The organism is Colwellia sp. RE-S-Sl-9 (genome assembly GCF_048296855.1).
Taxonomy (GTDB): Bacteria; Pseudomonadota; Gammaproteobacteria; order Enterobacterales; family Alteromonadaceae; genus Pseudocolwellia.
In genome coordinates this window covers 235,806-248,970 of record NZ_CP182631.1, presented here as the reverse complement: position 1 = coordinate 248,970, position 13,165 = coordinate 235,806, and the positions used below count along the sequence as shown (strand labels likewise).

The 13,165-nt window shown below is 35.6% G+C and carries 10 protein-coding genes, 5 tRNA genes and 1 pseudogene; 6 read left to right on the top strand and 10 right to left on the bottom strand.

Annotation, left to right across the window (positions count from 1 at the left end; all coding sequences use genetic code 11):
- Positions 1–12: 12 nt before the first annotated feature.
- On the bottom strand, positions 13–789 hold the full coding sequence (gene pepA, locus ACM9HF_RS01015; RefSeq protein ID WP_473613681.1) for a flocculation-associated PEP-CTERM protein PepA: 777 nt from the start codon (positions 787–789) through the stop codon (positions 13–15).
- Between the two features lie 584 nt (positions 790–1,373).
- Between pepA and ACM9HF_RS01010 the strand changes: the two genes are divergently transcribed.
- Genes ACM9HF_RS01010 through ACM9HF_RS01000 form a run of 3 tightly spaced genes read left to right on the top strand, consistent with a single transcriptional unit; the run spans position 1,374 to position 3,321 of the window.
- The gene (locus ACM9HF_RS01010; RefSeq protein WP_473613679.1) at positions 1,374–1,847 is read left to right on the top strand and encodes a DUF2947 domain-containing protein; all 474 of its coding nucleotides are present in this window, start codon (positions 1,374–1,376) and stop codon (positions 1,845–1,847) included.
- A 6-nt stretch (positions 1,848–1,853) separates the two neighbouring features.
- Positions 1,854–2,849, top strand: a complete 996-nt coding sequence (gene rlmF / locus ACM9HF_RS01005) for a 23S rRNA (adenine(1618)-N(6))-methyltransferase RlmF (protein WP_473618243.1) — start codon at positions 1,854–1,856, stop codon at positions 2,847–2,849.
- A gap of 22 nt (positions 2,850–2,871) precedes the next feature.
- Positions 2,872–3,321 (top strand): hypothetical protein, encoded by a 450-nt coding sequence (locus tag ACM9HF_RS01000; protein ID WP_473613677.1) that lies wholly within the window; start codon positions 2,872–2,874, stop codon positions 3,319–3,321.
- Positions 3,322–3,334: 13 nt separating this feature from the next.
- Here ACM9HF_RS01000 and ACM9HF_RS00995 read toward each other — a convergent pair whose 3' ends face one another.
- From ACM9HF_RS00995 to ACM9HF_RS00980, 4 genes are all read right to left on the bottom strand, one after another.
- The gene (locus ACM9HF_RS00995; protein ID WP_473613676.1) at positions 3,335–3,994 is read right to left on the bottom strand and encodes a hypothetical protein; all 660 of its coding nucleotides are present in this window, start codon (positions 3,992–3,994) and stop codon (positions 3,335–3,337) included.
- Between the two features lie 116 nt (positions 3,995–4,110).
- Positions 4,111–5,154, bottom strand: a complete 1,044-nt coding sequence (locus ACM9HF_RS00990) for an AI-2E family transporter (protein WP_473613674.1) — start codon at positions 5,152–5,154, stop codon at positions 4,111–4,113.
- A 33-nt stretch (positions 5,155–5,187) separates the two neighbouring features.
- Positions 5,188–7,716 (bottom strand): ABC transporter permease, encoded by a 2,529-nt coding sequence (locus tag ACM9HF_RS00985; protein ID WP_473613671.1) that lies wholly within the window; start codon positions 7,714–7,716, stop codon positions 5,188–5,190.
- Positions 7,704–8,483, bottom strand: a complete 780-nt coding sequence (locus ACM9HF_RS00980; RefSeq protein ID WP_473613668.1) for an ABC transporter ATP-binding protein — start codon at positions 8,481–8,483, stop codon at positions 7,704–7,706. The genes ACM9HF_RS00985 and ACM9HF_RS00980 overlap by 13 nt, the downstream gene beginning before the upstream one ends.
- On the opposite strand from ACM9HF_RS00980, the gene ACM9HF_RS00975 reads away from it, so the two are divergent.
- Together ACM9HF_RS00975 and ACM9HF_RS00970 are read left to right on the top strand one after the other, a co-directional pair.
- A complete protein-coding gene (locus tag ACM9HF_RS00975; protein ID WP_473613667.1) occupies positions 8,482–9,105 on the top strand; it encodes an arylesterase in 624 nt (207 codons plus the stop codon). The genes ACM9HF_RS00980 and ACM9HF_RS00975 overlap by 2 nt on opposite strands.
- Before the next feature lie 382 nt (positions 9,106–9,487).
- Positions 9,488–10,532: pseudogene (locus ACM9HF_RS00970) on the top strand (IS630 family transposase).
- 104 nt (positions 10,533–10,636) lie between these two features.
- Here ACM9HF_RS00970 and ACM9HF_RS00965 read toward each other — a convergent pair.
- The 5 genes from ACM9HF_RS00965 to ACM9HF_RS00945 all read right to left on the bottom strand — a co-directional run bounded on the left by ACM9HF_RS00965 (position 10,637) and on the right by ACM9HF_RS00945 (position 11,495).
- Positions 10,637–10,712: transfer RNA gene (locus ACM9HF_RS00965), tRNA-Glu, on the bottom strand.
- 88 nt (positions 10,713–10,800) lie between these two features.
- Positions 10,801–10,876 (bottom strand) — tRNA-Glu (locus tag ACM9HF_RS00960).
- Between the two features lie 139 nt (positions 10,877–11,015).
- Positions 11,016–11,091: transfer RNA gene (locus ACM9HF_RS00955), tRNA-Glu, on the bottom strand.
- A gap of 123 nt (positions 11,092–11,214) precedes the next feature.
- Positions 11,215–11,290: transfer RNA gene (locus ACM9HF_RS00950), tRNA-Glu, on the bottom strand.
- Positions 11,291–11,419: 129 nt separating this feature from the next.
- Positions 11,420–11,495 (bottom strand) — tRNA-Ala (locus tag ACM9HF_RS00945).
- Positions 11,496–12,198: 703 nt separating this feature from the next.
- On the opposite strand from ACM9HF_RS00945, the gene ACM9HF_RS00940 reads away from it, so the two are divergent.
- Entirely contained in the window at positions 12,199–13,092 is an 894-nt protein-coding gene (locus ACM9HF_RS00940) for a gluconeogenesis factor YvcK family protein (RefSeq protein ID WP_473613666.1), read from the top strand.
- The last annotated feature ends 73 nt before the right edge of the window (positions 13,093–13,165 follow it).

The window sequence follows — 13,165 nt, the reverse complement described above, 5'->3', positions numbered from 1 at the left end:
AAATAGTAATAATTATAATTTACGACGTCTCATACCTGCAAAACCAAGTAAACTTAAACCTAAAATGGCTACAGTAGCTGGTTCTGGCACTGTCATTGTCATATTACCATCATGTTGAATTTCAAATGTTTGCGAACTTCCAGCCCCGCCTGGATATAAAGGAAGCAGCCCAATAATATCTTGTACTGTTACAATAAGCTCCGCAGATTTACTACCAGGGGTGGTAGATAAATCGTCACCAGATGAATTAAAGAAATACCCTGCCATAAAATTTAGGCTTAAATCAAGCGAACAAAAACCTTTATTTAGTAATGGACCAGGTGCTATAACAATTGAACAACCACCCGCATTCAAACCAAATGATGCGATTTGTGTTCCACCATCATATGTTCCATTAACAGTAGTGTCTACATAAAGTCCTGTCGATGCGCCTACAGAAGAAAAAGTTACAACTATTTCATCGCCAACAACAGTAGCAGCCATTCCGTCAAAAGAATAATCAAAGAAAACTTCATATGCAGGATCCACAGCTAAATTGGTTGTACCTAGTTTAAAATTGACAATGTCTGTTGTTCCAAATTCAGAAAATGCATCTATACCGGTAATATCACCACTCAAATCAGTATCTGTTTGTGTGACTGTTGCGATATCAGGATCATAATCGATAAAATCAAATATTACCTCAGAACCTGGTGTTCCGTTAAAAGATGAGTCATTAAAGGTAACTACATCAGCAGTAGCAGCAAATGACGTACCTGTAATTAGTGAAGCTAATAATAGTTTATTCATAATAGTGTCCTATCCTATGTGATTAGTAAGTTTTCTAACAATATCCATATCAACAATACAACTCCAATAACTACCAAGATCAAAGCATAAGATGTACCAAATATAAAAAAGGACTAAGTTACATAATGTTAAGACAACGTTAAAATCGTTCAATTATTAAACTGTAAAAAAAGCTGACAATATAATCATATCGGATAATAATAACCCCAAACGCTGTTAATTATCACTCTCTACAATTTAGTAATTGACTCATTATCATTAAAAAATTATTAATTAACCTGAGTTCGGCTTAATAAATGTTCTTCTAACAGTTATTTTCTCACTTCTGCGTTAAATTCACTTGCAATAGCCCAGCTAGTGACGCGTAAATTTACCTTGAATTAAGTAAAACTATCAAACTAGAAGCGAACCGAATTTTTAGTGACTATTTTTCAATGAGTTAACTATATCTTAAACCGAACTCAGGTTAATTAGGCTTTTCCTTCAAAGGATTAATTTTTAATAAAAAATCGATCCTGATAATCATTAACAGACTTGGCTATTCTCTGTATAATTACGTTGAATTTACCTAAATATAAAATTTTATGAACTACATTCCCCTTGAAGAATTAAAAAATGCTTGGATCTTTAAACATAAAAGCTTGCCAATTAGCCTTAATGACTTAAATAAAATTAAACCGATGCAAGCGACTCGAGCGAATACACTTTGGGATACGTTTATTAGTAAGCAAGTAGACCATCCCGACTTTTTTAAAAAAGGCGATTGGGCATTTAATCCGGAAAGTTGGATCGATTCCGCAAACTGGGAACGTGATTGGGACAGTGACAAAGCAGAGTTACCCGAATTAATACAAAACCATATTACTTGGGACAACAACACCGTAGTTTATTTTTGCAGCACAAGAAATAATATAATAGAAACCACATGGGCTACTTTTAAACGTTGTTGGAAAAATTTTTTATTTATGGATGACGGTACAATTTTAATCGGTAAGAAAAGAAAAGAAACAGTGCAATTTTTGTCAAATGGCACCTTTAAAATTGGTTCAAAAGGATAGAATTGTATCAATAACTTAATAGATAACTCTACTAAACCAACAGCCTCTAAAACTAAAAATAAGCTGCACCCGAGAAACAAACATAAGAGTAACTATGATTTTAACCTGTTATGCTCCCTAACACCTGAATTAAAACCATTCGTTTTTACTAATATTCATAATAATGAAACGATTGATTTTTCGAATAGTGAAGCTGTTTTCCTCCTCAACAAAAGCTTATTAATCACCAATTATAATATTTCATTTTGGGATATTCCCGAGGGGAGTTTATGTCCCCCTATTCCAGGCAGAGCTGATTACATTCACTACTTAGCAGATTTATTAAAAGAAACTAACCAAAATAAAATCCCTCATAAAGAAGTAATAAATGTTTTAGATATTGGTACTGGAGCAAATTGTATTTACCCTATTATTGGGACTTGCCAGTATCAGTGGGAGTTTGTGGGTACCGATGTTAATGATGCCTCAATTATATCAGCAAAAAAAATTGTTCAGCAAAATAACTCTCTTATCAACAAAGTAGAAATAAGAAAGCAGCTCTCCCCGCATTTAATTTTTACAGGCATAATAAAAGAGCATGAAAAGTACGATTTAACGCTATGTAATCCTCCTTTTCATTCATCTGAAGAAGAAGCCTGCAAGGGTTCACTGCGCAAATGGAATAATCTGAACAAAAATAAAAATGGTGAACCTACTCATAATAACCTGTTAAATTTTGGTGGCACCAGTAATGAGCTATGGTGCGAAGGCGGCGAAATAGCTTTTATAAAAAAAATGATAAAAGAAAGCCTATTGTTTTCATCGCAAGTTTTATGGTTTACCTGTTTAGTTTCTAAAAAAGAGAACATCCGACCACTACAATTAGCATTAAAAAAAGTAAAATGCTTCAATGTAAAAATAATAAAAATGGAACAAGGTCAAAAAACAAGTCGTTTTATAGCTTGGAGCTTTTTATCTTCAGATGAAGTTAAACAATGGTGTATTGACCGATTTAATAACTAAAAACGTTAGAAAAGTGAAAAAGATGACATACACAGAACAAGAAATTAGAACAGCTTCAGATGATTTAGTTGAATCATTTGGTGAGTTACTCACTTGGCGATGGGAGGAAGAAAAAAACGTTTTATTAGCCGAATTTGCCAGTGGTAAAACAGATCAAGTTGTAGACATCTTACTCAAACAATATCCACATGAGTGGGACAGAAAATCAATTAAAAAAGCGCCTAGCTCAATTAAAAATGAGCTTGGTAATTACGCTAAATTAATTAAAGATCAACGCATTTTTACTTGTTCGCCCCAAAATAATGAAAAATCTGTTGTTGCGCTTTTATGGCCATGGGGTCATGGCTCTACCTTATCACTACGTTTAACCTTGTTAAATACACCTTACGAGTATATGGAGGCAAAACCTAGTAAAAGCATTATCTCTACATTCTTTCAAAAAGCTAAAGGCCTAATTGTTAAAAGTGCCTAACGATATGTCTTCTTTAAAAAGACAGTGCTAACTTAACACCAGAGAATAAACGCCCTTGTGAAGTCCAATATTCTCCATCAACCTGCCTATAACGTGAATAGGCAGTTAACTGAATTGGACCAAAGTCTATCCCACCCCCTAAACCTAAGTAAACATCGATATCATTAGAATCGTCATAACGATCGCGACGGTAGCTAGAATTAAAATTATTGCAAAATAGCGCTTCGTTATCACAATAATGAACATCGTACACTTCTTCATCTCTATCTTGAAAAGCTAATTCACCAAAATCAAAACCAAACTCACCATAAAAAAATATATCTGAAAAATATCCGATTTTTCCGCCTAATTCCCATGCTATATATTCTTGACTTGAATACTTTCCTGTATCAATTTCGGCTTTTGATAACGACATATCCACTTCAAAACCAATATCACTGGATCTATATTTATGTAAAGCAGAAACACCAAATCCTCTAATATAATCATGTCCATTTTGTTCATTCATTATATATATTGACTGACGAGCTTCCTTCTTTGCTTGTGCGCTATGGCTGATAAAAATAAATATAAAGAAACAGATAATAAAAATTATACGAAACTCTATTGAGGGGAAAGAAGCACGTCCAGCAGAGAAAGGTTTATTTTTAGAAGATTTAGATTGTAGAGGCATAATAACAAGCTCACAAGTTAAACAAGTGAGCGTATTATCGGCTTACAATACTATAATTTCAGTGGGTAAAATGTTGATAATTGTTAAAAAGTGTAATTTCTATCAATTTTATTAACTTACTCATCGCTTGAAAGTAAAACGGAAAACCAGCGCCCTTCTTTAGACTCTTCTAGAGCTATTTTAATGATCATAGTTAAAGGAACAGACAACAGCATACCTACCGTACCAAAAAGCCATCCCCAAAAAATCAACGATAAAAATACAACTAATGTTGATAAGCCTAATCCCTTACCTAAATATCTTGGCTCAATAACATTGCCCATGATCATATTAATTGTAATGTAACCTAAACCAATAGCTCCAGCAGAACCTATACCTAATTGTAAAATAGCTAAAGAAACCGCTGGAACAGCAGCAATCATTGAACCAATATTAGGAATATAGTTAAGTAAAAAGGCCAATACGCCCCACAATAAATAAAACTCTAGCCCAAATAACCAAAGCATGAGTGAAACACAAATACCAGTAGCAATACTTACTAATGTTTTAATGGCAAGATAATTATTAACTGATTCTAAAAATCGGTCTATTTGATTCATCTTCATGTCAGGATCATCTAATGCATGATGAATTTTACGAGGTAACGATGGCGCTTCAAATAGCATAAAAATCACAGTAATAATGATCAATAATAGATTAGCCATTACACCGCCAAGACCACTTAACATACTAGCCGCTAACCCCATAGCAGCGCTTGGATCAAAATATTCCACCAATAAATCAGATGATATTTGAATATTGTATTCGGCTAACTTTGCCGTTAACCAAACAAACTGCTCGTTAAGTTGAGCTTTATATTGGGGTAATAAGTCAGACAGATCACGTGCCGATTGCCCAACAAGACCACCAAGCAATAAAACCAACAACAAAATAATCGCAATAATGGCAATAATCGCGATTGGTTTAGGTATTTTATATTTAGAAGCTTTGACTATCAGTGGGTTACAAATAATCGCAATAAAAACGGATAGTAAAAAAGGTACAACAATATTAGTTGCTATTTTTAGCCCTGCAAGTACTACGAATAGTGCAGCAGTAACAAGTAAGGCTTTTACCACTCCTGACGATTGCAACTTTTCTGTTTTTTCCAATAAACTCATAAAGAACCTTGTATATATTGCTATAAATAACGATTACATTGTACGGCGTATTAAGGTAACACTCGATAAACTTAATAAGCGCCAACAACTTAGCATACCAATAACGCCAACAAAAGCAGCACCAGCAGTAATACCAATAAGCCAAAACTCTAAATGAAGGTTGAAATCCATATCAAATACTTGAGTTTGTAAAAAGAATACGGCTATTTCCATGGCAATACTCGCCATTAAACCCGCAATAGCGCCTAAAGCAACAAATTCAAATAAAACACTGTTGCGTAATAACGAGCCTTTAGCACCTAATGTTCTTAATATAGCAAGTTCACGTTCTCGCTCTTCCATGCTAGCCTGTACCTGAGCAACAAGCACTAAACTACCAGCAAGTACAACAAGTACTAAAATAAGCTCTATCGCTATCGACATTTGATCAATCATGTTGGTTAATTGCTTCATAATGGCATCAATATCAATAATTGAAATACTAGGGTACTGAGACAAAAAGTCGAACATTAACGGTTTAATTTCTTCAGCCACTCGCCAAGCCGAAATCGACGTGCTGTCTATTTCACTAAAAGTCGACTTATTAAATATCATATAAAAATTAAGTTGCCTACTTTGCCAGTTAACATCACGTATGCTGGTTACAGGCACGGTAAATTCGTCAGAACCAATAGTAAAGGTAAGCTGATCGCCAAGTTTAATATCTAACCTTTCTGCTATATCTGCTTCAACAGAAACTTGCTGTGTCGTGTCACCTACGTCCCACCATTTCCCTTGAACAACTTCAGTTAGTGGTGCCAGTTCTTCTTGCCAAGTTAAGCTTAATTCTCTACCTATACCTCTACGACCTTGAGTTTCTTGTTCATCGTCGTTATCAGACTTTTCATCTACTTTAACGGTAGCTTCACCATTAATGGCTGATAAACGGCCTCTAAACACTTGGAAAAAACCTTCAGTGACAATGTCATTTTCTTCAGCAAACTTAGCTATTTTTGGAACTTCGTCATTAGTTATATTAATTAAGTAATGATTTGGCGTACCTTCAGGCATTTGTTGTTGCCATTCAGAGAAAATAGAGCTTTTCATTACCGTAATAAGTAACAATAATTTAATCGCTAAAGTAAAACTGACTAACTGAACACTGTTTTCATTAGCTCTTCTTTTTAGATTAGCAAAAGCAAGATGAAGTGACTTACCCGCTTTTGTACCAGCCTTTCTGCCTAGCCCCATTAAAAATTTACCAACAAACAATAAAACAACAGAAACTACAAGGCCACCAAAGAGTAAAGAGGCACTCATAACTAAATCACGACTAAAAATATAAAGTAATAAAAATAAGGCTACTAAGGGAATCGCTTGATAAATATTAAGTTTACTTGATGATTTTTCTTCAAAGCCTTTAATAACAGCAATAGGTGATGTTGCTATTAATTTAGAGATGGGGTGAATAGCAAAAGCAACGGCACAAATTAAGCCCGTAACTACAGCGATAGTAAAAGGACGTAATGTTAACGTACTTGATGATAACGATAAATATTTATCAATGCCATAAGCGCCTAATTGCAATAAACCGTAGCCTACAACTAAACCCGTTAAAATACTGATAACACTTAATAGTGACCAATGTAGTACGTAAACCTTTTGGATGTGCTTATTTGTTGCTCCTAGTGCCTTAAACACGGCAACAGTAGGTTTATGGCGTTGTCCGTATCGTCTACTTGCAACAGCTACAGCAATTGCAGCTAAAACAATACCTAACATACTCGCTAACGATAAAAACTTCTCAGCGGTGTCTAAGGTACGCCCTATTCGACTTTGGCTTGATTTAACATCAATCCAATCTTGCGCTTCATTTAATTTAGGTTTAATCCATTCACCAAACGCTATTAAATCGTCATTATCACCTGCAAATAAATACCGATAAGATACCCGACTACCCGGTTGGATTAATTCAGTTTTATCTAAATCATCAATATTCATTATGATGGTGGGATTAGAAAATACACTGGCGAACGACCTATCTGGTATATTGACAATAACGCCAGCGATGGTAAATGAAGCAACGCCTATATCAACTTGATCACCTACGCCTATTTCCATTCGGCCTAAAACACCTTGATCTACCCATACTTCTCCAACATCAGGAGATTTAACCGCTATAGCGTTTTTTAAATCACTTGTTTTTGATACGAGTAAATCCCCTCTTAAGGGATAATCACTAGTCACAATATCTAGGTCTGTTAACAACATGTTGTCTGTTGAAAACACCATAGACTTCAACTGTACTTTTTTAGCAAAATTAAAACCATAACGTTTAGTTTCAGCTAAAATCTCATCAGTAATAACGGTACTTGTTTTTAATACACGGTCAGCCGCTAAAGTGTTTACGCTATTTGTGGTTAATGCTTGCTTAACTTGATCAGAAAAGCCCGTTAGAGAAAATACCGTAGCCACAGCTAATACTATGGCTAAAAAGACAATAGTTAGCTCACCTTTACGTAACTCGTGATGTAATAGTCTTATAGATTGTTTAAACCAAGTCGCTTTTGTTAATTTGGACATACTTGTCCCTCGCCTAACTCAACCTCTGCTGACTTAGTTTTATTATTTTCACTTTCGCTGCTTATTGGATTTTCAGTTGTTTTGTTAACTTCACTGAGTACACCACTATCCATTTTTACTTGGCGGTTACATCGAGCAGCAAGTTTTGGATCATGCGTAACAAGAACTAAAGTCGTACCCAGCCGAGTATTTAAATCAAAAAGTAAATCTGCAATATACTTGCCTGTTTGTGTATCTAAATTTCCTGTAGGTTCATCAGCAAATAAAATATCGGGTTGAGAGATAAAGGCTCTGGCAATGGCTACACGTTGCTGTTCGCCACCTGAAAGCTGAGATGGAAAATGATCTAATCGATCAGACAAACCAACCTGCCCAAGTAATTCAACACCTTTCTCTTTGGCTTTATCAATATTAGCAAGTTCTGCAGGTAACATAACATTTTCAAGTGCTGTTAAACTGTTAATTAATAAAAATTGCTGAAAAATAAAACCAACATGATCAGCTCGTACTTGGCTACGTTGTTCTTCATTAAATTGGTGTAATGGTTGGTTTTTAATATAGACTTCACCCGTGGTAGGTAAATCTAGTCCTGCTAGAATGGATAACAAAGTCGTTTTACCTGATCCAGAAGATCCAACAATTGCTAGGGTTTCTCCTGCATTAACTTGCAGATCAACGGGTTGTAATAATGACAATGTTTTACCTTCTAACTGAACTGACTTAGTTAAACCACTGACTTTTAATATAGATTCGGAATTTATCTTCATGAAAAAACATCCAATTTTTACGTTAGTATTTTTATGTTACCTACTAACTGTTACAAAAACATATGCTAAAGATTCTATTTTACTTTTAGGTGATAGTGTTAGTGCAAGTTATGGAATGCAACAAAATGAAGGCTGGGTACATTTACTAAATACCCAATTAGAGCAACAAAATGCGCCTTATAAAATAATCAATGCCAGCATTAGTGGAGAAACCACAACTGGTGGTCTATCTCGTCTAGAGAGCATATTAAATAAAAATAAAGTTGACCATTTGCTCATAGAACTTGGAGGAAATGATGGTTTAAGAGGCTTTCCCCCTAAACTTATAAAAAATAATTTGTTACAAATGATCGATATAGCTCAAAGTAAAAACATTCCTGTATCGCTCTTTTCAATTAAAATCCCCCCCAATTATGGCCCTAGATACACAAAAATGTTTGAAGATGTATTTAAAAATGTAGCTAAAGAAAAAGAAATTAAGCTAATTCCTTTCTTTGTTGAAGCTGTAATAACAAAACCGGGGTTAATGCAAGATGATGGTATTCATCCAAATGCCAAAGCCCAACCACTTATTGCAGAACTCGTAAAAGAAGATTTAAAAAAGTTATTTCAATCCAATTAATGAGTTAACGAGGGTATATACCCGTTACCACTCAAGAGGCTATTTCAGAGCACTTGAGCGATATCAGTTCAAGGCAGTGCTTTGTAATAATGGTTGTTCCCTTATAAAAAGCATTAACGAAGAAGTGATTTTGCTCAAGCGCTTCTTCGATGGGTCTAAAAACAATTTATGGGGCTTATTAACTTTAGTAAGGAAATAACCATTACTGAAATTTAATGCCTTGCCTAAATTGTTTTTAGTTCCCACTGAAACCTGCATCTTGAGTGGTAACGGGTATAACACTATGATTTATGCCCTTCTCTTTCAAATATTTATATCTTTCATGCTATTATACCAATTAGTCTAATTATATGATCTAATGTCATTTATTTACTCATAATAAATGACATTGAACACTCATAGCTCACAAGAATTAAAAATACTCTCCAACAAAGTAAAAGATCATCGAATGAGGCTGCGCTTGCTAGCCGTTTCACACTTTAAATCGGGTAAGAATAGATCAGAAGTTGCTAGAACACTTAATATAAGTAGAAGAATTGTTAATGATTGGGTTGCGAACTACATCAGCGAAGGTTTACTTGGTCTTGAGAGTAAAAAACCTACGGGGCGACCTAGCTATCTTACAGAGCAAGATAAAGAAATATTGAGTCAATATATAAAGGCTCAATGCCAATCCGATATGGGTGGACGACTAACGGGTGAGTGTATCCGACTATATATCAACGCTAATTTTGATGTTGATTATCATCCCAACGCCATTTATAAGTTATTAAAATCAATGGGATTTAGCTGGATAACAAGTCGCTCACGACACCCAAAACAGTCTGATGAAGTACAAGAAGATTTTAAAAAAATTCGAAAGTGAAATGATCCGCACGCTCCCATGGAATGTGAGGCTTAAAGAGATAGATGTGTGGTTCCAAGACGAAGCACGTTTTGGACAGCAAAATACAACGACAAGGCTCTGGGCAGAGAAAGGAACAAGACCGAGAGCCGTTAGGCAATAACAGTTTGAATACGCTTACCTTTTTGGTGCTGTTTGCCCATCAACAGGCGCAACTGAGGCACTGATTTCTCCAGTAATGAACATGGATGTAATGGAACAACATTTGGCTTTAATTTCTCAAAAAACTCAAGAAGGACGACATGCAGTGATCGTTGTCGATGGTGCTGCATGGCACCAAGTTTACCTTGCTGATAAATTTAACAACTTAACGATCATTAAGTTACCACCGTATTCACCCGAGTTGAATCCAATAGAGCAAGTTTGGAGTTGGTTGCGCCAACATCATTTAGCGAATAGGTGCTTTCAAGGCTATGATGACATCCTCGATGCTTGCTCTGATGCATGGAACTCATTTGTAAGTGATGCAAAGCGGGTCATGAAAATGTGTAGTAGAGATTGGATTAAGGTGGGAAAAACTTAAGATGGAATGGTATAAATTAGTTTCTTAAATTTCAGGCATAAAAAAACCGACATAAGTCGGTTTGTTTATTTCACTTTTAACACTTACATGCAAAGCAGAATAAGTGGCATCCCTAAGGGGATTCGAACCCCTGTTACCGCCGTGAAAGGGCGGTGTCCTAGGCCTCTAGACGATAGGGACACTAAAACTTGTTAACTAATACTAATTAAAGCAAGCAGTTACTATCTATTACTCTACAAATACAAGAAAACCTGTATCAATTTAATGGTGGCATCCCTAAGGGGATTCGAACCCCTGTTACCGCCGTGAAAGGGCGGTGTCCTAGGCCTCTAGACGATAGGGACACAATAAAAACATATAAAACAACTTAACAATATTATTATTTACATTAGCTCTAGCCTAGTGAGCTAAACAACAACATTAGTTCTTAAATACTTGTGTCTAAAATAACCATTAAACTTGTATTGTAACTATAAAAATGAGTGGCATCCCTAAGGGGATTCGAACCCCTGTTACCGCCGTGAAAGGGCGGTGTCCTAGGCCTCTAGACGATAGGGACACAGTAACTAAAAACGCTTAACGTAAATACATTTGTAAAGAAACTCTAGCCTAGTGAGTTGCAAAACATACTTACACATTTAAAGTGAGTGTCAAAAACACATACTCATTTCTTTAAAAAAGTTGGCATCCCTAAGGGGATTCGAACCCCTGTTACCGCCGTGAAAGGGCGGTGTCCTAGGCCTCTAGACGATAGGGACACTAAAACTTGGTAATAAAGTAAATAACTTTACTTTATTATTTCAGTGCTATGAGTAAACTCATAAGACACTAACTTTTTTATTTTGTCATTTAGTTAAAAATCATTAATTAACTAAACAACTAATTCTTGGTGGAGCTATGCGGGATCGAACCGCAGACCTCTTCGCTGCCAGCGAAGCGCTCTCCCAGCTGAGCTATAGCCCCGCTTCTGTAAAATTAAAAAGTGGCCTAATACCTTATAACTTTACCTATCAAACAAGAACGTTAGTTACTTGTTGAAAGCGAGGCGCATTCTAAGCAGCAGCCCCGATAGTGTCAACCCTTTTTTTAGTAAAAAAGCGGTTTTTAATGAGTATTTGGCTTAAGTGTTTACTTAACCAACAACTTGCTTAAATTTTGAATATATACCCGTTATCATTCAAGATGCAGGTTTCAGTGGGAACTAAAAACAATTTAGGCACAGGTTTCATGTTCCAGACGAAATCTAAGTACATACATCCATGTATGCAAGGCATTAAGTTTACGTCATGGTTATTCTCGGTAACTGCTCCTGCGTTACCCTAATGCCCTACATCCATGTAGGAACCTGACTAGAGTTAATAACGAAACATAAATTGTTTTTAGACCCATCGAAGAAGCGCTTGAGCAAAATCACTTCATCAACAATGCTTTTTATAAGGGAACGACCATTATTACAAAGCATTGCCTTGAATTGATATCGCTCAAGCACTCTGAAATACGCATCCTGAGTGGTAACGGGTATAGTTGGGTATATTAATTGTAATTGCCCTTTATTTGATACATATATACTACTTATCTTTAATTCCCCTCCCCTAAACTCATTTGTACTTTCTTTTTAAGCTATTAACAGGTAACATTTTTGTAACCTTATTTATAGAAATATTCTATGTCGCTAAATAAACTGAATGTTGTCGCTATTGGTGGAGGACACGGCTTAGGTCGAGTACTTTCAACACTTTCTTTTTTAGGTAATCAACTAACAGGGATAGTAGCCACAACAGACAATGGCGGTTCTACTGGACGTTTAAGGAAGCGTAGTAGCTCAATAGCATGGGGGGACCTGCGCAACTGTTTAACACAATTAGTAGAAGAAGATTCTATTGGTAGCCAATTATTTGATTTTAGATTTAGTGGTGAAGATGAATTAGGTGGTCATAACCTTGGTAATTTAATTTTATATGGTTTAGGGCAAATTCAGTCACGCCCAGTTGACTCAATAAAGTTAGTAAGACGTTTACTTCGCGTAAAAACACCTGTTTTACCTATGTCTGAAACCCCCACAGATTTAATCGCTTTTTATCCCGAAGGCAGATGCCGTGTAGGTGAGTTATCAGTTGATAAAATGCCTATGATGCCAAAAAACCTTATGTTGGCACCATTAGTAAAGTCTTTACCTGCATGTATAGAAGCAATAAAAAATGCAGATCTGATAATTTTAGGGCCGGGTAGCTTCTTAACAAGTATCATCCCTCCTCTACTCGTTAGAGATATATCAAACGCATTAAGAGACCGTAAAGGTCATTGTGTATTTATAGAAAACATTGTTGCCGAAAAAAGTCCGTCTGCTCAGTTAACCCTTGATGAAAAACTTGATTGGATTGTAGAAAATCTAGGCTGTTTACCCATTGACAGTGTTATCTGTCAAGACAAAGGTATTACTTCAGATAAAGTATCTGTTTATTATCATGATTTAGAAAGTAACGAAGTTAAGCATTATCATGATAAAGAAAAACTCATCAAAGCAATTGAAGCCTGCGCCCTTAGCAATAAAATAATTTAGCTTTACCTATCATTTTCTTTATAATTTTCAGCCGTAAAACAAAATTTACGTGCTGTTCCCTTCTTTATTAAAC

Coding starts and splice junctions, on each gene's coding strand:
- ACM9HF_RS00940 (WP_473613666.1), top strand. CDS start 12,199: ATGTCGCTAAATAAACTGAATGTTGTCGCTATTGGTGGAGGACACGGC.
- ACM9HF_RS00985 (WP_473613671.1), bottom strand. CDS start 7,716: ATGTCCAAATTAACAAAAGCGACTTGGTTTAAACAATCTATAAGACTA.
- ACM9HF_RS00995 (WP_473613676.1), bottom strand. CDS start 3,994: ATGCCTCTACAATCTAAATCTTCTAAAAATAAACCTTTCTCTGCTGGA.
- ACM9HF_RS00980 (WP_473613668.1), bottom strand. CDS start 8,483: ATGAAGATAAATTCCGAATCTATATTAAAAGTCAGTGGTTTAACTAAG.
- pepA (WP_473613681.1), bottom strand. CDS start 789: ATGAATAAACTATTATTAGCTTCACTAATTACAGGTACGTCATTTGCT.
- ACM9HF_RS00990 (WP_473613674.1), bottom strand. CDS start 5,154: ATGAGTTTATTGGAAAAAACAGAAAAGTTGCAATCGTCAGGAGTGGTA.
- ACM9HF_RS01000 (WP_473613677.1), top strand. CDS start 2,872: ATGACATACACAGAACAAGAAATTAGAACAGCTTCAGATGATTTAGTT.
- ACM9HF_RS00975 (WP_473613667.1), top strand. CDS start 8,482: ATGAAAAAACATCCAATTTTTACGTTAGTATTTTTATGTTACCTACTA.
- ACM9HF_RS01010 (WP_473613679.1), top strand. CDS start 1,374: ATGAACTACATTCCCCTTGAAGAATTAAAAAATGCTTGGATCTTTAAA.